Source organism: Massilia hydrophila (assembly GCF_020208145.1).
GTDB lineage: Bacteria > Pseudomonadota > Gammaproteobacteria > Burkholderiales > Burkholderiaceae_D > Telluria > Telluria hydrophila.
This window is the reverse complement of sequence record NZ_JAHYBX010000005.1, coordinates 1-20,826: the sequence shown is the minus strand read 5'-3', so window position 1 is coordinate 20,826 and position 20,826 is coordinate 1. Positions and strand designations below refer to the sequence as shown.

The window sequence follows — 20,826 nt, the reverse complement described above, 5'->3', positions numbered from 1 at the left end:
GGCGGGCGTCCTGCCGCCTGCGCGTGATGATCACATGATGCGGCCGGTCGGCCGCAATTCAAGGCGTCGCCTGCTTTGCCGCGCAGGTGACATCAGGGCAGGAGTGCGATCTGCTTCAGCCCGGTCGCTTCGTCCAGGCCGAACATCAGGTTCATGCATTGCACGGCCTGGCCCGATGCGCCCTTGACCAGGTTGTCCTGCACCACCAGGATCACCACCGTATCGCCGCCTTCCGGACGGTGCAGCGCCAGGCGCAGCATGTTCGAGCCGCGCGTCGAGCGGGTTTCCGGATGGGAACCGAACGGCATCACGTCGACGAACTGGCTGTCCTTGTAGGTCTCTTCGAACAGGGCCTGCAGGGCCGCGTCGTCGATCGCTTGCGTCAGGCGCGCGTACAGGGTCGCGTGCATGCCGCGGATCATCGGTACCAGGTGCGGGGTGAAGATCAGGCCGACCTTCTGTCCGGTGTAGCGCGCCAGCTGGGCCGAGGTTTCCGGGGTGTGGCGGTGGCCGTGCACGCCATAGGCCTTGAAGTTGTCGCTCGATTCCGAGAACAGGGTACCGATCTCGGCCTTCCGGCCGGCGCCCGAGACCCCCGACTTGCAGTCGGCGATCAGGTGCGAGGCGTCGATCAGGCCGGCCTTGAGCAGCGGCACGAAGCCGAGCTGCATGGTGGTCGGGTAGCAGCCCGGATTGGCGATCAGGCGCGCTTTGGCGATGTCTTCGCGGTTCAGTTCCGGCAGGCCGTAGACGGCTTCCTCGATCAGTTCCGGCGCCGTGTGCGGGATCTTGTACCACTTTTCAAACGTCGCCTGGTCCTTCAGGCGGAAATCGGCCGCCAGGTCGATCACCTTGACGCCGGCCGCCAGCAGCGCCGGGGCCTGGGCCATGGCGACGCCGTGCGGGGTGGCGAAGAACACCACGTCGCACTGGCTCAGGTCGGCCTTGTCCGGGCTCGAGAAGGCCAGGTCGACGACACCGCGCAGCGACGGGAACATGTCGGCCACCGGCAGGCCGTCTTCCTTGCGCGAAGTGATCGCGGTCAGTTGCACGTCGGGATGCACGGCCAACAGCCGCAGCAATTCCACGCCCGTGTATCCGGTTCCGCCAACGATGCCAACTTTGATCATGTTCTCTTCCTTCGTGATGTAAAAATGACCTTTCCAGGACGAGGCTGCATTTTAACAGCGGTGAAAAATGCGTGCGCCGCCAAGGCCTGCGAGGGCATTGCAAAGAATATTTGCATGCGAGGCTCGTTGTGCAAATATTCTTTGCACAACATCGCGGGCCGTGATTTACCATGGCAGCGTGGCCACCTCATTTATCGAAGTGCGCGCGCGCGACACCCGGGTAGCGGGAGAACGCGCCGAAGGCGTCGTCACCGTGTCGCGCAACGGGCTCGGCACCGTGCTGCGTTTCCGCGGCATCGACTTCATTGGCGGCCAATGCATGAACGCGGCCGATGGCCGGCCGCTCGTGGTGTTCCAGGCTTTTTGCGGTGGATCGGGCTGCCAGGATCTGGCGAACTGGGGCGTGATCGATCCCGCGCTGCTGCGGGTATTGATGGTGCCCACGGATGGAAATCGCCAGGCGGCGCAAACGCTTCTCGGCGGCGCGCTCCGCGCCTTGAAGATGATCAGCGTGGAGCGCGAGGCGAACAGGCAGGGCGTCGCGCTGTTCTAAGCCCGGTCGGTCGAGCCGGGCGTGATCGACTTGGTCACCTTGCCCTGCTCGTCCAGCATCTGGATTTCGGCCTCCCCCTCGGGTGTGACCAGCAGCATCATCCTGACGCGCCCTTTCGCATCCTTCAGCTGCAAGGTCGAGCTCTTGCCGGGCGTGTTGCCAAGCCAGATGCGGTTCTGGCTGAGGCGACCTTCGTTCGCCAGCTTATCCCAGTAGGCACGCCGTTCGGCCTCGGGCAGCTTGCCGGCTTCCTCGCGCAAACGTCCGAAGTCGGCAATCGAGGTCACCGTGTACATGGGCACGTCGTTGATCTTGATACCGGTTGTCTGGTGGATGGCACTGTCATTGTTCATCAGTTGCAGCGCCTGGTCCTGGCGGAAACGGTCGAAGGTGAGCGAGAGGCCCGAGGATATCCGGCCGTCGGCGCCGATGCTGCCCTTCTGGAGGAAGCCGCCATTTTCCGTGCCTTCTTCGTTAACGAAGATCATGCCGGCGAAGCTGCTGCGATCCGGCCGCGCACGCTCTTTTCCTTGCATGAAGTCACCGGGAAACTGGGCCCTGTTGGAGATGACGATGCGCTTGGTGCCGTCGGGCTCGACAATGTTGATGCGTCCGACGGTAATTTCGTCGAAGCTGGCGCGGCGTGCCGGATCGCTGGCGCCGGTCAGGGTCATGATGGCGGCGAGAAGCGCGGCCATGGTGGTGGCGCCGGCGAAGAAGGTGCGGATGTGCGACATGAGGTCCCCTTGTTGCTTATTTTGTGAGTTTCGTTTTGAGGCGGCGCAGGCGCCATTCGATGAACAGGCCCACGAAGCCGCAGGCAAACACGATCGCGCCGAGGTATTGCAGGATGCGGTTGCCCGGAGCCTTGACGTAGGTGGTGTCGGCCAGTTCGAAGCGGCGCCGGCCGTTCTCCACTGCTTCGTAATAGCCGGTGCCGCGGTTCTCCGGCGACTCCACCGTGAGCGGCTGCAGCCGGCGCTCGTAGAAGTCCGCCAGCGCCTTTGTCATCTCCTCGTAGGTAATGAGCTTGGCCTGCATCCTGAGCTCGAGGATCTGGCGCTGGTCGCGAAACACATTCTCGGCCTCGCCGGGCCGGATCACGCCTTGCGACGTGTATTGATAGAGCTTGGTCGGGAAAAAGATACCGTCGTTCGCCGCCAGCATCATGGCGAAGCCGAGCATCCAGGCTGCCGCCGAACCGAACAGCCAGCGCTTCGTGTGCTGCACCTGTTCCGTCACTGCCTGCGCCTTGAACTGCGCGACCGAAGGAACGTGGCGCAGGGTCGTGTCGATCGCCTCGCGGTCGAGCTCGCGCAGGAAGGCCGCGGCATCCATCCCCAGGGCGGACACGATGGTATCGAACATCTCGGCCGAAGGTACCGACTTGTCGTTTTCCAGCTTCGACAGGTAGGACTGCTCGATCCCCGCCAGCTCCGCGAACTGCGGCTGGGTCAAGCCTTTGCCGGTCCTGATCTGCTTGAGTCTTTCACCAAAATTCATATCGACCTTTCCTGAACGTCAATGGAATGGCCGTATTCTTGGCGATTCATGCAAGACTTGGAAGATGAATATTCGCGAATAAGCATGAATCTGGCAAATCGGGACGCATGGAAGCATCAACATCCAGGCCCGCAATGCAAAAAGCCGCCCACCTTGCGGAGGACGGCTTTCGCGACAGCGCCCGGAGGCGCTGCCAGGCAGCGAGGCGAATTAACGCTTCGAGAACTGCTTTGCGCGGCGTGCTTTACGCAGGCCGACTTTCTTACGCTCGACTTCACGGGCGTCACGGGTGACGAAACCGGCACGTGCCAGGTCGCCCTTGAGGCCTGCGTCGTAGTCGATCAGTGCGCGGGTGATGCCGTGACGGACGGCGCCAGCCTGGCCCGATTCGCCACCGCCGTGCACGTTGACCTTGATGTCGAAACGCTCGACGTTGCCGGTCAGTTCCAGCGGCTGACGGATGACCATCAGGCCGGTTTCGCGCGAGAAGTATTCCGAAGCCGGCTTGCCGTTCACGATGATCTGGCCGGTGCCGGCCTTGATGAACACGCGAGCGACTGCACTCTTGCGACGGCCGGTGCCGTAGTTGTAGTTACCGATCATGTCAGTTCCTTAGAGGGTCAGTGCTTGAGGTTGCTGTGCTGCGTGCGGGTGCGAGCCTTCCGCGTACACTTTCAGCTTCTTGATCATGGCATAGCCCAGCGGGCCCTTCGGCAGCATGCCTTTGACAGCCTTTTCCAGGGCACGGCCCGGGAAGCGCTGCTGCATTTTCAGGAAGTTGGTTTCGTAGATACCGCCCGGGTAGCCCGAGTGACGGTAGTAGGTCTTGGCGGTGGCCTTGGTGCCGGTCACGCGCAGCTTGCCTGCATTGACGACGATGATGTAGTCGCCGGTATCGACGTGCGGAGTGAACTCCGGCTTGTGCTTGCCGCGCAGTCGGAGTGCCACTTCGCTGGCAACACGTCCGAGGACCAAGTCCGTCGCGTCAATCACAAACCAGTCGCGCTGGACTTCATGGCCCTTAGCGGAAAAAGTTTTCATGTTGACTTCCTAATAGGTTAAATGCTCACTGTGGTGGTTCCGCCCTTGTTGCAGCGGACTCTGCCTTATTATCTTCCCCGAGCAAAGGGAAAGCCCACGATGATAGCCGAACAGGACCATGCCCGTCAACGCGGACAAGCCCCTGCTGTCGCATTTTTCCTGCCCCGGCCATGCCCGCCGCGCATTCCCTCGGCCTGCCCGCCCGTTCCGCATAAATTCATGCGAGTGTGCAACTAATTCGTTGACCGCCAAAACGATGCCACTCTACTATGCAGGCGTCCTTTGAGGAGATTGTGTGAAGACAAGATCGTTACTCCCGCTTGCCGCCTTCTGGCTGGCAGCCTCCACCGCCGGAGCCGCCCCTGCCGCCGGTGCCAGCGCCGTTCGCAACTGCCACCTGCCCGGCGTCACCGCGACCCTGCGCTGCGTCGGCATCGACGTGCCGCTCGACCATGCCAAGCCGGCCGGCCCCAAGCTGAAGCTGCACGTCACGATCGCACCGGCGCATCGCCAGGGCGTGCGCGGCGACCCGCTGTTCGTGCTGGCCGGCGGCCCCGGCGAAGCCGGCAGCGACGTCGCGCCCCTGCTCGGCACCGCCTTCAGCCGGGTGCGCGCCACCCGCGACATCGTGTTCATCGACCAGCGCGGCACCGGCCGCTCGGGCAAGCTCGACTGCAAGAGCAAGCCGGAACACGAGCGCATGAGCGAGGACCAGCTGGAAGCGGAACTGCTTGCCTGCATCGCGGCCGCGAAAGTGCCGTTCGGCGCCTATACCACCGAGGCCGCCGCGCGCGACCTGGAACTGGTGCGCCAGGCGCTCGGCTACCGCACGGTCAACGTGTTCGGCGGCTCCTACGGCACCCGCCTCGGCCAGGCCTATGCGCGCCTGTATCCGTCCAGCGTGCGTTCGCTGGTGCTGGACGGCGTGGCCGCGCCCGACCAGGTGATCCCGGCCGGCGCGCGCGACGGCCAGGCCGCGCTCGACAAGATGTTCGCCCAGTGCGCCCAGGATGCCGGCTGCAGCAAGGCCTTCCCCAAACTGCGCACCGAATTCGACGGCCTGGTGGCCAAGCTCGAAGCGGCGCCCCTGAAGCTGTCGCTGCCCGATCCGCGCACCGCGCAGCCGGCCGAGTACACCATGACCGCCGCCCGCTTCCTCGGCACCGTGCACGGCATCCTGTATTCGCCGGCCGACGCGCGCCGCCTGCCCTTCCTGATCCACAATGCCGCGCAGGGACATTGGCGCCCCTTCGTCGCGCGCCAGAACCTGGCGGGCGACTTCGGCGGCGAAGGCCATATCGCGACGCTGCTGCATTTCGCGGTCGTCTGCGCCGAAGACGTGCCGCGCATGACGCCCGAGCTCCTCGCGGCCGATGCCGGCAAGCTGACCAAGACCCTGGCCGACAAGATGCCGGCCCTGTGCAAGTCGATGAACGTGCCCGCCGTGCCCTACAAGGAGCCAGCGCGGATCGAGGCCCCGGCCCTGCTGCTGTCCGGCGCGCTCGATCCGGTCACCCCGCCGCGCCGCGCCGAACGCGCCGCCAGCTACATGGCCCGCGCCCAGCACGTGGTGGTGGACAACGTCGGCCACGGCGTGTCGCAGCTCGGCTGTGCGCCACGCCTGCTGCGCGCTTTCCTGGACAAGCCACAGGACAAGCTGGACGCCAGCTGCCTGAAACAGATTCCGCCCCCGACCTTCCAGCTCGGCAGCGCCGGCCCGCAACCATAAGGCAACGACCATGATCGAAGTTCACGATGTACGCAAGAAGTTCGGCGCCGTCCAGGCGCTGGGCGGCGTCAGTTTCACCGCGCGCGATGGCCAGATCACCGCGCTGCTCGGCCCGAATGGCGCCGGCAAGACCACCCTGCTGCGCACCCTGGTCGGCCTGCTCAAGCGCGACGAAGGCACGATCTCGATCGACGGCGTCGATCCGGAAAAGGACCCGATGGAGGTGCGCCGCAACATCGGCTTCCTCACCGACCAGTTCGGGCTGTACGAGCGCCTCAGCACGCGCGAATACCTCGTTTATTTCGGGGAGCTGAACGGCATGAAGCGCGCCGCGCTCGACCAGCGCATCGAGGAAGTGTCGGCGCTGCTGGGCATGGAAGAGATCCTGGAACGCCGCACCAAGGGCTTCTCGCAGGGCCAGCGCATCAAGGTGGCGCTGGCGCGCACCCTGCTGCACCGCCCGCGCCACCTGCTGCTCGATGAACCGAGCCGCGGCCTGGACGTGATGAGCACGCGCGCGCTGCGCACCGCCCTGCACTCGCTGCGCGCGGACGGCTGCTGCGTGATCATGGCGACCCACGTGATGCAGGAAGTCACCGCCCTGTGCGAGGACGTGATCGTGATCGCCGGCGGCCACACGGTGGCGCAGGGCTCGCCCGAAGAACTGTGCCGGCGCACCGGCATCGCCAACCTGGAAGACGCCTTCGTCAGCCTGGTCGGCACCGAGGAAGGAATCGCATGAAGACCAAGATGTGGGTCATCTACTGGAAAGAGCTGCGCGAGACCCTGCGCGACAAGCGCTCGCTTGGCATGCTCGCCATGTTCACCCTGTTCTACCCGCTGATGATCGGCTTCATGCTGCACCAGGGGATCACGAAGAGCACCAAGACCGAGCGCGAAGGCATCGAGCTGGCCGTGATCGGCGGCGCCAGGGCGCCGACCCTGATGTCGCAGCTGGCCCAGAAGAACATCACGGCCAAGGAAACCGCGCCGATGGACGAAGAGGCCATCGGCGAACTGCTGCGCTCCAAGAAGGTGCCGGCCGTGCTGCGCCTGCCAGACGACTTCACCGAGAACTACCAGGCCATGCGCCCGGCGCGCCTCGAGATCTGGTACGACTCGGCCTCGGACCGCGACCGCCAGCGCAAGGACGTGGAAGACGTGCTCGAAGCCTACGGCGCCAACGTCGCCAACGCCCGCCTGCTGGCGCACGGCGTGTCGCCGGCGGCGCTGACCCCGATCCTGGTGCAGCGCTACGACACCGGCACCAATGCCTCGCGCTCGGCGGTCCTGATCGGCAGCATCATCGGCATCCTGTTCTTCCCGGCCTTCATGCTGAGCATGTCGGCCGCGGTCGACAGCACCGCCGGCGAACGCGAACGGCGCTCGCTGGAAGTGCTGATGGCGCAGCCGGCCCGGACCTGGGAACTGGTGTGCGGCAAGTGGCTCGCCGCCAGCACCCTGGCCATCGTCGGCGTCACGCTCGAACTGATCCTGGCGCACCTGATCCTGGGCTGGCTGCCGCTGGAGGAACTGGGCATGACCTGGAGCCTGGGCTGGGGCCAGCTGCTGCTGGTGTGCGCGGTGACGGTGCCGCTGGCGCTGCTGGGCGGCGCGCTGCACGTGACCCTGGCGATGAATTCCAAGTCGTTCAAGGAAGCGCAGACCATGATCAGCTTCGTGCTGCTGGTGCCGATCATCCCGGGCCTGGTGGTGTCGTTCATGGAGCTCAAGACCGCGCAGTGGATGTACCTGGTGCCGATGCTGTCGAACCAGACCCTGGTGACGGAAATGTCGAAGGCCGGCGGCATCGGCGCCCTGCCCTTCGTGCTGACCTTCCTGTGCTCGGCCATCCCGGCCGTCCTGATCATCGCCTTCGCCAGCTGGCGCATGAAGAGCGAACGCTACGTGCTGGCAGTGTAGGCACACAGCACACGGCACCGGCAGCAAAGCGAAGGGGGCGCCAAACATGGCGCCCCCTTCTGCCTTACAATGCCCCGCACAGCATCTTCAGCGGAGAACAATCAATGGAAGTGAAAGTCAGCTGGAACGGCCCGTCGGGCATGAGTTTCCGTGCCGAGACCGGCAGCGGCCACATGGTGGCGATGGACGGCGCGCCGGAAGGCGGCGGCCACAATCTGGCGCCGCGCCCAATGGAGATGGTTTTGGCCGGCACCGGCGGCTGCACTGCCTACGACGTTGTGCTGATCCTCAAGCGCGGACGCGAGGACGTGCGCGGCTGCGAGGTGACGCTGCAGGCGGAACGGGCCGAGACCGAGCCCAAGGTGTTCACCAAAATCAATTTCCACTTCACGGTCAGCGGGCGCAAGCTGAAACCGGCGGCCGTCGAGCGCGCCGTCACCCTGTCGCACGAGAAGTACTGCTCGGCCTCGATCATGCTGGCCAAGACCGCCGAGATCACGCACACGGTCGAGATCGTCGAGGTCTGAGCGAAAAGCGCTGGCGCGCCGGCGGTTCGGGCGCGCATCCAGCATTTTTATTTACGCGTGTCACAGCAAACGGGACCAGAGCAAGCGGACAAGCATCATATCAATGGGCTATGATCGGCAATCATCGTGTTCGGGATCTTCCGCATGTCCTGCTTCCGCGTCGTCAGGCCACTCCTCATCTCATCCATCCTGGCCTGCGTTGCGTTGCCGGCCACCGCCGGCGCTCCGGCCGCCAATGCGCAAGCCGCCGCCAGCAATACCCAAACGCAGTCGCGGCTGACAGTCGCGCAGGCACGCGCTGATCTCGACGCGCTGTTCGACACGCTCGAAGCGGCCCATTACGACTTGTACGCGTACCGCTCACGTGAACAGTACCGGGCCGCGTTTCGCACGGCCCGTGCAAGCCTGACCGACCCCATGACCAGGCTTGACCTGGTGCGCGTCATGCAGCCGCTGGTGGCGTTCGGCCGCATCGGCCACGCACGTCTCGAATTTCCGGTGTCGGAATACATTGCCGCGGCTCAACAGGGAGGCACGGTGCTCCCCTTTGATATCCGCGTCGAAGGCGAGCGGGTATTCGTCACCCACAGCTACCTGCCCGGTACCAGCATCGCACCGGGCGCCGAATTGCTTGGCTTGGATGGCGCGCCCGCCAGCGCCCTGGTGGCGGAGGTGTCGCGCTTTGTATCCGCCGAGCGTCCGTATATGGTGAACGCCCAGCTTGAGCGCTACTTCCCGCGCTGGCTGTGGCTCATCAAGGGTGAGATACGCGACATGGAAGTGCGCGGCCTCGACCCGCAGGGCATACCATTCATCGCGCGCGTCAGCGGCCTGCCGATCATGCAGGTCGAACCGCGCAAGTCCGCGTGGACCGAGGTGCTGGCCTCGCGCGATGTGAAGCTGATCGACGCGCGGACTGCCTATCTTCGGCCGGGACCGTTCTTCGAGGAAGGCAAAAACCCCATGGATACCGGTCGCTTCCGGGAGTTCATCGACGCGGCGTTTGCCCGCATCCTGGAAGCCGGATCGCAACGCGTGCTCGTCGACTTGCGCGCCAATCCAGGCGGCGACAATTCCTTCAGCGACCTGATGGTGGCCTGGTTCGCCGATCGTCCTTTCCGCTTCAGCGACGACTTCTCGATCAAGGCCAGCCCCGCATTGCGCCGACAGTTCGAGCGCTCGCTGGCGGATAAGCAGGATCAGACCGGCATCGTCACGCGCATGGCCGGGCTGATCGCCGCGCGCAAGGACGGCGACACCGTGCGGGTGGAGTTGCCCAAGGCCAGTGTGCGCCAGCCGCGCTTTACCGGACAGGTGTACGTGCTGGTTGACCGTCACAGCTATTCGAATGCCACCAGCGTCGCGGCCATGATCCAGGACTACGGATTCGGCAAAGTGATCGGCGAGGAAACGGCGGACGTCCCGACCAGCTACGCCTCGTCGGCGAGCTTCACGCTGCCCCATTCGGGGATCAGCGTCACCTATCCAAAAGGCTATTTTGTGAGGCCGAACGGCGACCGGTCCGTGCGCGGCGTACTACCCGACCTGCGCATTGCGCCCGAATTCATGCACCAGGATCCGGCGACGGTGCTGGACGCCGCGCTCGCGCTCATCGAGCGCGACCAAAACCAGGGACCAGCGCAGTAGAACCTTGTTCAGATGCGATATGCCGTCGTCGTCATCACCTTCGACATCGCCGTCATCAAGATGCGCACCGGCAGCGGCGTCTCGGCCGCGCCCAGCGCCTGGGCCGCGGCGCCGTGCGCGATCTCGTCCACCCGCATCTGCTCGACGATGGCGCGCGATTTCGCATCCTGCGGCGGCAGGGTGTCGAGGTGGCGGTTCAGGTGGGCTTCGACCTGGCGCTCGGTCTCAACCACGAAGCCCAGGCTGTGCGGGTCGCCCAGCTTGGCGGCGATCCCGCCCAGCACGTAGGAACCGGCATACCACAGCGGATTGAGCAGGCTCGGCTGCGAGCCCAGTTCGGCCAGGCGCTCGGCCGTCCAGGCCAGGTGGTCTTCTTCCTCGCGCGCCGATTTCTCAAACTGGGCACGGATCGCCGGGCTTTTGCCGAAGCGCGCCTGGGAATCGTACAGCGCCTGGGCGCACACTTCCCCGACATGGTTCACGCGCATCAGGCCGGCGCTGTGGCGGCGCTCGTCGTCGCTCAGCTCGCAATCGGTGGCATGCGCGCCGGGGTTGGCGCGGGAAGCGGAAGCGACGCCGCCGACCACGCGCAGGGCCTTGTCGAAACCGGTGATCAGGCGGTCGAGGGAAGAACTGGAACGGTATGCACTCATGATGTCGTCGTTGCGAATGGCGAAAACGCCATTATAGGCCCAGCGCCCGGGCTCAGGCGCCTGCTGCCGGCGCCTCGCCCTTGCGGCGCGCGATCCAGTCGGCCAGCGGGCCGGCCGGCGCCAGGCCGGACAGGTTCTTCGCCACTCCCAGGTTCAGTTCGAGCAGGAAGGGAATCGAGGCCACCGGCACCTCCGGGCAATGGCGCTGGAAGGCGTCCATGAAACGCGCCGATTCGACGGTCGGCATCACCTTCGCGCCGCTCATGTACTGCAGCACGCTGGTAATGGTGTGGCCGCGGCCCAGTGTGTGATAGATGAAACGGTTGAAGGCGCGGTCGACCTTCCTGAAATCGATGGTCTCGTCGGTCATCAGGGCCGCCAGGTAGAACAGGCCGAGCGCGACCCGGAACCAGTCGGTCGATTCGGCACGGTCGCGGCCTTCGCGCATCAGCGCCAGCAGCTTGTCCTGGATGGCCTTGTTCATGCGCCCATTATCCACTTTTCCATCGGGAATGCGTACGGTATTTATCTATAGAAACTAAACATGCGCGGCGTCATGCATCCTGTCATCCGATAATGCAGTCTGGACCACGGAAGGGCCGGTGCGTCGCAGAGATACCACAACCGGCCGGACAATTTAATACAATGCAAGTGTTGAAAAAGCCGTCAGGCAAGCCAGGAGAGCAAGGCATGGAATTGAAAATCCGCAATTTGTCGAAGACCTACGCCAATGGCGTGGTCGCGCTCGACCGCGTCACGCTGAACATCCCGGCGGGGATGTTCGGCCTGCTCGGTCCGAACGGCGCCGGCAAATCGACGCTGATGCGGATCCTGGCGACGCTGCAGGAATGCGATTCCGGCTCGGTCTTCCTGGACGATATCGACGTCCTCGACGAGAAGGACGCGGTGCGCCGCATGCTTGGTTACCTGCCCCAGGATTTCGGCGTCTATCCGAAAGTGACCGCTTACGAACTGCTCGACCATTTCGCCCAGCTCAAGGGCCTATCGCACAAGGGCCGGCGGCGCGAGGTGGTCGATGGCCTGCTCCAGCAGGTGAACCTGTGGGAGGTGCGCAACCAGCGCCTGGGCGGCTTTTCGGGCGGCATGCGCCAGCGCTTCGGCATCGCCCAGGCCCTGCTGGGCGACCCGCGCCTGATCATCGTCGACGAACCCACTGCCGGCCTCGACCCGCAGGAGCGGGTGCGCTTCCATAACCTGCTGTCGGACATCGGCGAAGACAAGACCGTGATCCTGTCGACCCACATCGTGTCCGACGTGGCCGACCTGTGCGCCAACATGGCGATCATCCACAAGGGCCATGTACTGCTGTGCGGCGATCCGCAGGAACTGACCTACGAGATCGAAGACTACATCTGGGCGCGCATCGTGACCAAGCAGGAACTGCCCATGTTCCAGAAGCGCCATCAGGTGATTTCCACCCGCCTGCTCACCGGGCGCACCCTGATCCACGTCTACAGCGAGAGCGACCCGGGCGACGGCTTCGAGCCGGCCCGCGCCAGCCTGGAAGACGTCTACTTCGCCACCATCGCAGGCCGTTTCAACGCCGCCGCCGGAGACTGCTAGCATGGCGCCGCTGTTCGCCATCGCCCGCTTCGAGGCGCGCCAGCGCCTCAAGCTGCTGTCGACCTGGATCTATTTCGGCATGTTCCTGGCGCTGGCGATGCTGTGGATGGCAGCCGCGGGCGGCGCCTTCAAGGATGCGCTGGTCACCTTCGGCGGACGGGTCCTGATCAACGCGCCGCGCCAGATCGCGCTGACCGCATCCTTCCTCGGCTGCTTCGGGGTGATCGTGGTGGCGGCCGTGATGGGCCGCTCGGTGCAGCAGGACTTCGAATACGAGATGCAGCACTTCTTCTTCAGCGCGCCGATCCGCAAGGCGGACTACGTGCTGGGACGCTTCATCGGCGCCTTCGCCACGCTGGCCGTGATCCTGTCCAGCATCGTGCTGGGCGCCTGGTTGGGCAGCTTCATCCCCGGCATCGAACCCGACCGCCTGGGCCCGAACCTGGTGGCGAGCTACCTGCTGCCCTACGTGTTCACGCTGCTGCCCAACACCTTCATCTTCGGCTCGCTGTTCTTCGTGCTGGCCGCGCTGTCGCGCCGCATGCTGCCGGTCTACGTGGCCAGCATCGTCATGATGATCGGCTACATCGTCGCGCCCTCGTTGGCGCGCGACCTCGACTACAAGACCCTGGCCGCCCTGATCGACCCGTTCGGCACCACGGCCCTGATCCGCCTCACCGAATACTGGCCCATCGCCGAGCGCAACATGCGCCCCGTCACGCTCGAGGGCGTGTACCTGGTGAACCGCGCGATCTGGGCCGGCTTCGGCCTGCTGGTGCTGGTGCTCGGCTACTGGCGCTTCCATACGGTGGGCAGCATCGACCCGCGCCACCGCAAGGGCGCGCAGCTGGCCGAGGTGACGGATGCGCTGGCGCCGCCGCTGTCGGGCACCGCGGTCGATACCCGCGAGGCGCCCGACTTCCAGCAGCGCAGCCTGGCCATCCTGCTCGGCAAATCGGTGCTGTACAACCTGCGCGAATCGAGCAAGAACGTGTACTTCCTGGCGCTGACCGTGGCCGGCGCGCTTATCCTGGCCGCCAGCTCGCTCGACCTCGGTTCGATCTACGGCACCACGACCTATCCGGTCACCTACATGGTGGTGGAACTGATACGCGACGTGTTCCAGCTCTACATGCTGGTGGTGACCACCCTGTTCGCCGGCGAGATGGTGTGGCGCGAGCGCGAGGCGCGCATGTCGCAGATGCTCGATGCGATGCCGGCGCCGAGCTGGCTGCCGCTGGTCGGCAAGACCCTGGCCCTAATCGGCCTGCAGGCCCTGCTGCTGCTGATGGCGATGGCGGTCGGCATGCTGATCCAGCTGTTCAAGGGCTACTTCGGCCTCGAGCCGGGCCTCTACCTGCGCTACCTGTTCACGGTGCTGCTGCCGCAGTACGCGCTGCTGGCGGTGGCGGCGGTGGCGGTGCAGGTCATCGTCAACAACCGCTACCTGGCCTACTTCATCCTGATTACGGTCTACCTGGCGCTCGGTACCGCCCAGGGCTACGGCTATGACCACCCGATGCTGGTGTACGGCAGCACCCCGACCTTCACCTATTCGGCGATGAACGGTTTCGGCCATTACCTGCTGCGCGAGCACCTGTTCCAGCTGTACTGGGGCGGCATGGCCCTGATGCTGATGGTGGTGGCGCGCGTGCTGTGGACGCGCGGCGTCGACAGCGGCTGGCGCGAGCGCCTGCGCCTGGCGCGCCGCAACCTCTCGCTGCCGGTACTGGCCGGCTTCGGCGCCGGGCTGCTGGTGTTCGCCGGCACCGGCGTCCTGCTGGCCTACGAGCTGCATGCCGGCGGCTACCGCACCACGGCCCACCAGGAACGCGACCGCGCCGAGTACGAGCTGCGCTACCACCGCTACTCCCGCCTGGCGCAGCCGCGCATCGCCGACGTGCGGCTGCAGGCCGACCTGCGCCCCGAGGAGCGCAGCATGGCCGTGCAGGGCAGTTACTTGCTCGAGAACCGCAGCGGCCAGCCACTGTCGGACGTGATCCTGTATCAGCAGCGCGGCGCCCGGTTCGAGGCCAGCTTCTCGGCCCCGGCCCAGCTGCGCCTGGCCGATCCCGAGCGCGGCTTCTATCACTACCGCCTGGCGCGGCCGCTGCCACCCGGAGGGCGCATCAGCTTCGACTTTCGCGTCAGCTACCAGCCGGGCGGCCTGCTGGGCCTGGGCCAGGATACCCCGGTGGTCGGCAATGGCAGCTTCTTCACCAACGAGGTGCTGCCACGCATCGGCTACCAGAACGCGGTGGAACTGACGGACGACCGCGACCGCAAGCGGCGCGGCCTGCCGCCCAAGGACCCGATGCCCGCGCGCGACGACCCGGCCGCGCGCGCCAACAACGGCCTCGGCGTGGACGCCGACTGGATCGGCTTCGACGCGGTGGTTTCCACCAGCCCGGACCAGGTCGCGATCGCGCCCGGCACGCTGGAGAAGGAATGGATGGACAAGGGGCGGCGCTACTTCCACTATCGGATGGACAAGCCGATCCTGAACTTCTACGCGGTCCAGTCGGCGCGCTACGAGGTGCGGCACGACCGCTGGCAGGACGTGACCATCGACGTGTACTACCACCCGGGCCACGGCTACAACGTGGAGCGCATGATCCGCGGCGCCCAGGCCGGCCTGGATTACGCGTCGCGCCGCTTCGGTCCCTACCAGTTCCGCGAACTGCGCATCGTCGAATTCCCGCGCTACGGCCACTACGGACAAGCCTTCCCGGGCACCATCCCGCTCTCGGAAAGCATGGGCTTCATCGCCCGCATCGATGCCGATTCGCCCAAGGACATCGACTATCCGTTCTACGTGAGCGCGCACGAAGTGGCGCACCAGTGGTGGGGCCACCAGCTGGTGGGCGCCAACGCGCGCGGCGCGACCGTGCTGTCGGAGAGCCTGTCGGAGTACACGGCCCTGATGGTGATGAAGCGCGCCGTGGGCGGCGACAAGATGCGCCGCTTCCTGCGCTACAACCTGGACGCCTACCTGATGGGCCGTGCCACCGAGCGCCGCAAAGAACTGCCGCTGGCCCAGAACGAGAACCAGGACTACGTCCATTACCGCAAGGGCAGCCTGGCGCTCTACCTGCTGGCCGACCTGCTGGGCGAGGACACGGTCAACGGTGTCCTGCGCAGCCTCCTGCAGCAGCATGCGTTCAAGGGCGCGCCCTACCCCACCGTACTGGCCCTGGTGGACGCGCTGCGCGCCGTGACGCCGCCCGACAAGGCCTACCTGATCGACGACCTGTTCGAGCACATCGTCCTGTACGAGAACCGCGCCGACAGCGCCAGCGCGCGCCAGCGTCCGGACGGCAAGTACGAGGTCACCATCAAGGCCCATGCCGGCAAGGTGCGTGCCGGCGAGCTGGGTGACGAGAAAGCGGCGCCGCTGAAGGACTACATCGAATTCGGCGTCGACGACCGCAACGGCAATCCGCTGGTACGCGAGCGGCGCCTGGTCGACCGGGCCGAGCAGAACGTCACGCTGGTGGTCGGCGCGCGTCCCGCACGCGCCGGGATCGATCCCGACAACAAGCTGATCGATCGAAAACCAACAGATAACATGGTCGCCGTCGACAAGCGCTGAAACAGTAGTTACTATTACCAAATATTTCCCAGAGGTGAATCATGTCGAACCTGGTTGCCGAGATCGCAGAGAAGATCAAGCTGCTCAGCGCGGATGAACAACACGCGCTGCTTCGGATGCTCCTCCAGGACACCGATGTCGCGGACGAGGATGCCGATCAGGCCTGGCGCGACGAGGTGGTGCGCCGGGTAAAGGCGATCCGCAGCGGCGAAGCCGCCCTGCGCGCACTGCAGGAATGGCAGGACTGAGCGCCTGCTCCGTCTCTGCTCCTGCTCTGCTCTGCTCCGCCTCCGGATGGGCGGGTTCCCGGAAACCGCGGCCTGGCCGCGGTTTTTGCATTTCCAGCCGCTTGCGGCGAAGGATCCTGCCGATGAAACGACTGTTCGCCCTGCTCTCCCTCTCGATGGCCGCGCTGTGCGCCCAGGCGGCGCCGCCCGCCCATGCCGCCCATGCCTGCGTGGATGCCCGCCTGGCCAACCTGCAGCAGGCATCAAGGCTGCCCGGCTTCGCGGTGGCCGTGGTGTCGGACAGGGACGTGCTCTACCAGCGCGGCTTCGGCTACGCCGACCTGCAGGCCCGGCGCCCGTATACGGTGGACACCGTGCAGAACGTCGGCTCGGTCAGCAAGACCGTGATCGGGGTGGCGCTGGTCAAGGCGATCGAACTGGGCTACTTCGGCCTGGACACCGAGATCGACAGCATCCTGCCGTTCAAGGTGCGGCATCCGCATACCGGCCTGCCGATCACGGTGCGCCACCTGGTGACGCACACCTCAAGCATCCTGGATGACGACGAGGTGTACGGCCACTCCTATATCGTGCTGCCCGGCTCCGGCCAAACGAGTCCGCTGCGGGAGCAATTCGCGCGCACATTCACCGTACCGGGCCGCGCCGACCCGGGCCTGGGCGCCTTCCTGAAGGACTACCTGGCCGTGGGCGGACGCCACTACAAGCCGGGCAATTTCGCGAAGCCTGCTCCCGGCAGCGCCTACCACTATTCGAACATCGGCTCCGCCCTGGCGGCCTACCTGGTGGAGCTCAGGAGCGGCGAGCGCTTCGACGCGTTCACGCGGCGCACGATCTTCGCACCGCTGCAGATGCGCGCCACCTCCTGGCGCGCCGAGCCGGCGCATGCCGGACGCCAGGCCCTGGCCTACAATCGCCGCCACCAGCCCTATCCACCGTATGCGCTGATCACCTATCCGGATGGCGGCCTGACCACGTCCGCCGCCGACCTGGCGCGCTTCCTGATGGCGATGGTGAAGGGTTACAAGGGTGGCGAGGGGGTGCTGAGCAAGGCCGGTTTCACGCTGCTGTTCGACCCGCAGTTCGCGCCCGACGCCCTGCCCGCCGGCAGTCCGGCCGGGGAGCCGAACAGCGGGGTGTTCTGGCGCATCCGGCGCAATGGCCAGGTCGGGCATACCGGCAGCGATCCGGGCGTGACCGCCTTCATGTTCATCGATCCGACCAGCGGCACCGGACGCCTTTTGATCACGAACACCGAATTCAGCGGCCCCGGCGAAGAGGACGATCCGAAGCTGGTGCGCAGGTTCAGGGAAGTCTGGCAGACACTGGGGCAGGTGCGGGGCGAAGTGCGCTAGCCTTGCCCGCATGGGCGCGCAGCGCGATCCGCATCTCGTCGATGATGCCGGCCATTTTCGCGTCGATCGGCGCGCTGCGCTGCTTCAGGAGCAGGGTGCCGTGGCCGGACGTGGTGCAATGCAGGACCGCGTCCACGGCCTGGTAGCGGCAGCGCGTCGTCGGCCCCGTGTCGTCCGGATTGCCCGGATTGAAAGGCAGCACCACCAGCGTACCCTCTTCCAGCCGCGCGCGGAACGGCAGGCCCATCGTGATCCGCCCCACCGGCTTGCCCTTGTCCGGTCCCGCCGTGAAGACGCCCGGTGGCGAGGAACCGATCAGCAGGCCGAAACCGTCCGCCTCCAGATAGAGCTCGGCTTGCGCGGTGGTGCCGGCGTCCAGCGATTCGGCCGTGCCCCAGACACCGGTCAGGTGGGCCGGCATCGTCTCGCCGGCCATGACCGGCAACGACCATGCCCTTGCCAGCGCCAGCGCCAGTGCCAGCCCCGACAGCGCAGGCTTCATGCGCGCGTCCAGTAGTCGAGCACCAGTGAGCGCGCCAGGCAGGCGCCCAGCGTGGCGACGAAGTCCTGGTGCGCGGGATGCGCCAGGTAGGCGTCGCGTCCGGCCTCGCTGGTGAAACTCAGGGTAAAACAATGGGTGAATCCATCGTTCAGGCCTTCGGGGCTGACGTTGGTACCCCACTCATAGGCGGCAATATCGGAAATCGCGGCGGGCAGCCGCGCGAAATCGGCGACGACGGTATCGATCGCATCCTGGCCGGCTTCGGCCTTGAATGCGAACAGCACCACGTGGCGCAGGAAGGCATTGGGTGGCATCGGGCTTCTCCTTTCGCGTGGGTCTGGTCGCGTGGCCGTTCCAGCGCCATGGCAACCGGCCTCGATGCTACACGGACGCGCCGCCGCGGTGCGCCCGCCAGCGCCGGCCCGGGTGAACCTCAGTGGGCCGCGTCTGCCTCGGCTGCCTCGTCCGCCCTGGCCGCCTCGGCCGCCCCGGCGGGCTTGGCTGCACCCCGGGCGCTCCCGGCACGGGCCACGCGCGCCGGCTGGCCGCCGCTTGCCAGCGCCGCACGCGCCGGCTTGCGCGGCAGGGCCTGGACTGGCGCCTGGGCCGGTGCGCCCTCGGCCAGGCGGAAGGTGTCGACCAGCTGCGCCAGCCCATCCGCCTGTTCGCGCATCGCGATCGCCGCCGCCGCGGCCTGCTCGACCAGGGCCGCGTTCTGCTGGGTCACGTGGTCCATCTGCACGATCGCATGGTTCACCTGCTCGATGCCTTCGCGCTGCTCGTCGCTGGCGGCCGCGATCTCGCCGATGATGTCCGAGACCCGCTTCACGCTCGACACCACTTCGTCCATCGTGCGGCCGGCCTGGTCCACCAGGCGCGAGCCGGTCTCGACCCGCGATACCGAGTCGCCGATCAGGTCCTTGATCTCGCGCGCCGCCGCGGCCGAGCGCTGCGCCAGGTTGCGCACCTCGCCCGCCACGACTGCGAAGCCGCGTCCCTGCTCGCCGGCGCGCGCCGCTTCCACGGCCGCGTTCAAGGCCAGGATATTGGTCTGGAAGGCGATGCCGTCGATGACGCTGATGATGTCGGCGATCTTGCGCGACGCCTCGTTGATCGAGCCCATCGTTACCACCACCTCGGCCACCACTTCGCCGCCGCGCGCCGCGGTGTCGGCGGCGCTGGCGGCCAGCTGGTTGGCCTGGCGCGCATTGTCGGCGTTCTGCTTGACGGTCGAGGTCAGCTCTTCCATCGATGAGGCGGTCTCTTCCAGCGTGCTGGCCTGCTGTTCGGTGCGGCTCGACAGGTCCTGGTTGCCGGCCGAGATCTCGCCGGCCGCGCTGGCGATGGTGCCGGTACCGGCGCGCACCTGGGCCACGATCGATCCCAGCGAGGTATTCATGTCCTTCAGCGCAGCCATCAGCTCGCCCGCCTCGTCATTGGTACGCACCTTGACTTCGGTGCTCAGGTCGCCCTGCGCCACCTTGCGCGCCAGCTGGACCGCACGGCGCAGCGGCACGCTGATGTTGCGGCCCAGCTGGTAGGCCATGAATACCGCCAGGATGGCGCCGACCAGGCCGCCGCCGACCAGGGTGCGGCGCATGGCCGACTGCAGGGATGCGATCTCGGCCGCCTGTTCGGCCAGCTCGGCCGCTTCGTCCGCCTTCAGCTGGGCGATCACGGCACGCATGGCATCCATGCCGGCCTTGCCCTTGCCTTCCTGTTCGGCCCCGACCACGGCCGCCAGGTCGGCATCGCCGGCGCCGCGGCGCAGCGCAATGGCAGGATCGACCACCTGCGCCAGCCAGTCACGCTGGTGCCGGGCCAGCTGCTGCAGGCGGCCGCGCTGCGCCTCGTCGCCGGCGGTCAGCTCGAGCGACCTGGCAAGGTGGCGCTGGAAGGCGGTCTTGCCGGCGGTGTAGGGTTCCAGCGAGGCCTCCTTGCCGGTCAGCGCAAAGCCGCGCTGGCCGGTCTCGATGTTCACCAGCGCCAGCAGGGCCGCGTCGATTTCGGCCAGGGTCGCATGGTCGCGCAGGTTGGTCTCGTTGGCGGCGACCAGGGCGGTGAAATTGCCGTAGGCAAGGGCCACCACGATACTGGTGACGCCGACCAGGATGCCATAGCCGAGATAGAGGCGGGTCGCGATTTTCAGGTCAGAGAGCTTCATGGATTCAGGCAGGTCTGTCTTGTTGGAGTAATGCCTGCAAGCAGGCGACCAGGAAAGAAACTTCAGGTTTGAAACATTCGCTCGATTATTACCGGAACATTGGATTAATGAAAAGCAAATTTGTGTGGTAGTGGGAAATGGAGACAGACGCTATGCAAGATGGCTGACGCGGACGGCCCCGTGCAAAAAAATCTATGGTCACCCTCCTTTTTACAACCCCGATTTCGTATGATGTAGTTGGCTTGCTCAAATCTATCCGGCGTTAAGTTGGAGACTTGCTCCGCGCCACGATGAGAGTCGCGCCTGACGGACCTAAAAAACGCCTCGGTCTACATGAGCCGATTTTTTTGTCAGGTTATCCGTCGGGCCGGTGTGCCGTTCACGTCATCCGATTTCGGCAGTCGCAAAACCAGGTAGGTGTTGGTAAGCAAGCTCAAGAGGCTGTCATGCCACCATGACGGCCTCTTGTCGTTTAAATTCCGTATGGTGCGCAGCAATTGCCCAGGCCGTGCGTGCCAATTTATTGGCCAAGGCGCAAGCAACGACGTTCGAGTGACGTCGTGTCAGCATGGATCGTACCCACTGCGCCATGTGGTCGGTCTGGCGATCCAGCCGCTGCATGTACGCCCGGGCGCATTGCACGAGCAAACGGCGCATATGCTTGTCGCCTCGCTTGCT

At 65.8% G+C, this 20,826-nt stretch carries 20 protein-coding genes and 1 pseudogene; 10 read left to right on the top strand and 11 right to left on the bottom strand.

The window, feature by feature from the left end; all coding sequences use genetic code 11:
• Positions 1 to 92: 92 nt before the first annotated feature.
• Positions 93 to 1,130 carry an N-acetyl-gamma-glutamyl-phosphate reductase gene (gene argC / locus LE190_RS13420; protein ID WP_225239179.1) on the bottom strand — a complete coding sequence of 346 codons (1,038 nt, stop codon included), beginning with the start codon at positions 1,128 to 1,130 and terminating at the stop codon, positions 93 to 95.
• A gap of 160 nt (positions 1,131 to 1,290) precedes the next feature.
• Between argC and LE190_RS13415 the strand changes: the two genes are divergently transcribed.
• Positions 1,291 to 1,683, top strand: coding sequence for a hypothetical protein (locus LE190_RS13415; RefSeq protein WP_225239178.1), 393 nt, complete (start codon positions 1,291 to 1,293; stop codon positions 1,681 to 1,683).
• On the opposite strand, the gene LE190_RS13410 is transcribed toward LE190_RS13415, so the two are convergent.
• From LE190_RS13410 to rplM, 4 genes are all read right to left on the bottom strand, one after another.
• Positions 1,680 to 2,420 carry a hypothetical protein gene (locus LE190_RS13410; protein WP_225239177.1) on the bottom strand — a complete coding sequence of 247 codons (741 nt, stop codon included), beginning with the start codon at positions 2,418 to 2,420 and terminating at the stop codon, positions 1,680 to 1,682. The two genes, LE190_RS13415 and LE190_RS13410, sit on opposite strands and share 4 nt — an antisense overlap.
• Before the next feature lie 16 nt (positions 2,421 to 2,436).
• A complete protein-coding gene (locus LE190_RS13405; RefSeq protein ID WP_225239176.1) occupies positions 2,437 to 3,186 on the bottom strand; it encodes a helix-turn-helix domain-containing protein in 750 nt (249 codons plus the stop codon).
• Between the two features lie 210 nt (positions 3,187 to 3,396).
• The gene (gene rpsI, locus LE190_RS13400) at positions 3,397 to 3,789 is read right to left on the bottom strand and encodes a 30S ribosomal protein S9 (RefSeq protein WP_005667904.1); all 393 of its coding nucleotides are present in this window, start codon (positions 3,787 to 3,789) and stop codon (positions 3,397 to 3,399) included.
• A 9-nt stretch (positions 3,790 to 3,798) separates the two neighbouring features.
• Entirely contained in the window at positions 3,799 to 4,227 is a 429-nt protein-coding gene (gene rplM, locus LE190_RS13395) for a 50S ribosomal protein L13 (RefSeq protein ID WP_225239175.1), read from the bottom strand.
• Positions 4,228 to 4,522: 295 nt separating this feature from the next.
• Between rplM and LE190_RS13390 the strand changes: the two genes are divergently transcribed.
• From LE190_RS13390 to LE190_RS21925, 5 genes are all read left to right on the top strand, one after another.
• The gene (locus LE190_RS13390; protein ID WP_225239174.1) at positions 4,523 to 5,956 is read left to right on the top strand and encodes an alpha/beta hydrolase; all 1,434 of its coding nucleotides are present in this window, start codon (positions 4,523 to 4,525) and stop codon (positions 5,954 to 5,956) included.
• A 10-nt stretch (positions 5,957 to 5,966) separates the two neighbouring features.
• Positions 5,967 to 6,698: an ABC transporter ATP-binding protein gene (locus LE190_RS13385; protein WP_224946251.1), complete on the top strand. Its 732-nt coding sequence runs from the start codon at positions 5,967 to 5,969 to the stop codon at positions 6,696 to 6,698.
• A complete protein-coding gene (locus LE190_RS13380) occupies positions 6,695 to 7,879 on the top strand; it encodes an ABC transporter permease (RefSeq protein WP_225239173.1) in 1,185 nt (394 codons plus the stop codon). The genes LE190_RS13385 and LE190_RS13380 overlap by 4 nt, the downstream gene beginning before the upstream one ends.
• A 104-nt stretch (positions 7,880 to 7,983) precedes the next feature.
• Positions 7,984 to 8,406 (top strand): OsmC family protein, encoded by a 423-nt coding sequence (locus LE190_RS13375; RefSeq protein WP_225239172.1) that lies wholly within the window; start codon positions 7,984 to 7,986, stop codon positions 8,404 to 8,406.
• A 126-nt stretch (positions 8,407 to 8,532) separates the two neighbouring features.
• The gene (locus LE190_RS21925) at positions 8,533 to 10,053 is read left to right on the top strand and encodes a S41 family peptidase (RefSeq protein WP_225239171.1); all 1,521 of its coding nucleotides are present in this window, start codon (positions 8,533 to 8,535) and stop codon (positions 10,051 to 10,053) included.
• Positions 10,054 to 10,061: 8 nt separating this feature from the next.
• Here LE190_RS21925 and coq7 read toward each other — a convergent pair whose 3' ends face one another.
• Entirely contained in the window at positions 10,062 to 10,706 is a 645-nt protein-coding gene (gene coq7 / locus LE190_RS13365; RefSeq protein WP_225239170.1) for a 2-polyprenyl-3-methyl-6-methoxy-1,4-benzoquinone monooxygenase, read from the bottom strand.
• 52 nt (positions 10,707 to 10,758) lie between these two features.
• The gene (locus tag LE190_RS13360) at positions 10,759 to 11,190 is read right to left on the bottom strand and encodes a hypothetical protein (protein ID WP_225239169.1); all 432 of its coding nucleotides are present in this window, start codon (positions 11,188 to 11,190) and stop codon (positions 10,759 to 10,761) included.
• A gap of 206 nt (positions 11,191 to 11,396) precedes the next feature.
• Here LE190_RS13360 and LE190_RS13355 point away from each other — a divergent pair, with 206 nt between their 5' ends.
• From LE190_RS13355 to LE190_RS13340, 4 genes are all read left to right on the top strand, one after another.
• Positions 11,397 to 12,290: an ABC transporter ATP-binding protein gene (locus LE190_RS13355; protein ID WP_225239168.1), complete on the top strand. Its 894-nt coding sequence runs from the start codon at positions 11,397 to 11,399 to the stop codon at positions 12,288 to 12,290.
• Between the two features lies 1 nt (position 12,291).
• Positions 12,292 to 15,882: an ABC transporter permease/M1 family aminopeptidase gene (locus LE190_RS13350; protein WP_225239167.1), complete on the top strand. Its 3,591-nt coding sequence runs from the start codon at positions 12,292 to 12,294 to the stop codon at positions 15,880 to 15,882.
• 41 nt (positions 15,883 to 15,923) lie between these two features.
• Entirely contained in the window at positions 15,924 to 16,130 is a 207-nt protein-coding gene (locus LE190_RS13345; RefSeq protein ID WP_225239166.1) for an addiction module protein, read from the top strand.
• A gap of 122 nt (positions 16,131 to 16,252) precedes the next feature.
• Entirely contained in the window at positions 16,253 to 17,482 is a 1,230-nt protein-coding gene (locus LE190_RS13340; protein WP_225239165.1) for a serine hydrolase domain-containing protein, read from the top strand.
• Here LE190_RS13340 and LE190_RS13335 read toward each other — a convergent pair.
• From LE190_RS13335 to LE190_RS13320, 4 genes and pseudogenes are all read right to left on the bottom strand, one after another.
• Entirely contained in the window at positions 17,433 to 17,984 is a 552-nt protein-coding gene (locus LE190_RS13335) for a hypothetical protein (RefSeq protein WP_225239164.1), read from the bottom strand. The genes LE190_RS13340 and LE190_RS13335 overlap by 50 nt on opposite strands.
• Positions 17,981 to 18,298 carry a Dabb family protein gene (locus tag LE190_RS13330; protein ID WP_225239163.1) on the bottom strand — a complete coding sequence of 106 codons (318 nt, stop codon included), beginning with the start codon at positions 18,296 to 18,298 and terminating at the stop codon, positions 17,981 to 17,983. Before LE190_RS13330 ends, LE190_RS13335 begins: the two co-directional genes overlap by 4 nt.
• A 119-nt stretch (positions 18,299 to 18,417) precedes the next feature.
• The gene (locus LE190_RS13325) at positions 18,418 to 20,148 is read right to left on the bottom strand and encodes a methyl-accepting chemotaxis protein (RefSeq protein WP_307734705.1); all 1,731 of its coding nucleotides are present in this window, start codon (positions 20,146 to 20,148) and stop codon (positions 18,418 to 18,420) included.
• Between the two features lie 444 nt (positions 20,149 to 20,592).
• Positions 20,593 to 20,826 (bottom strand): annotated as a pseudogene (locus LE190_RS13320) (IS110 family transposase); the annotation flags it as partial.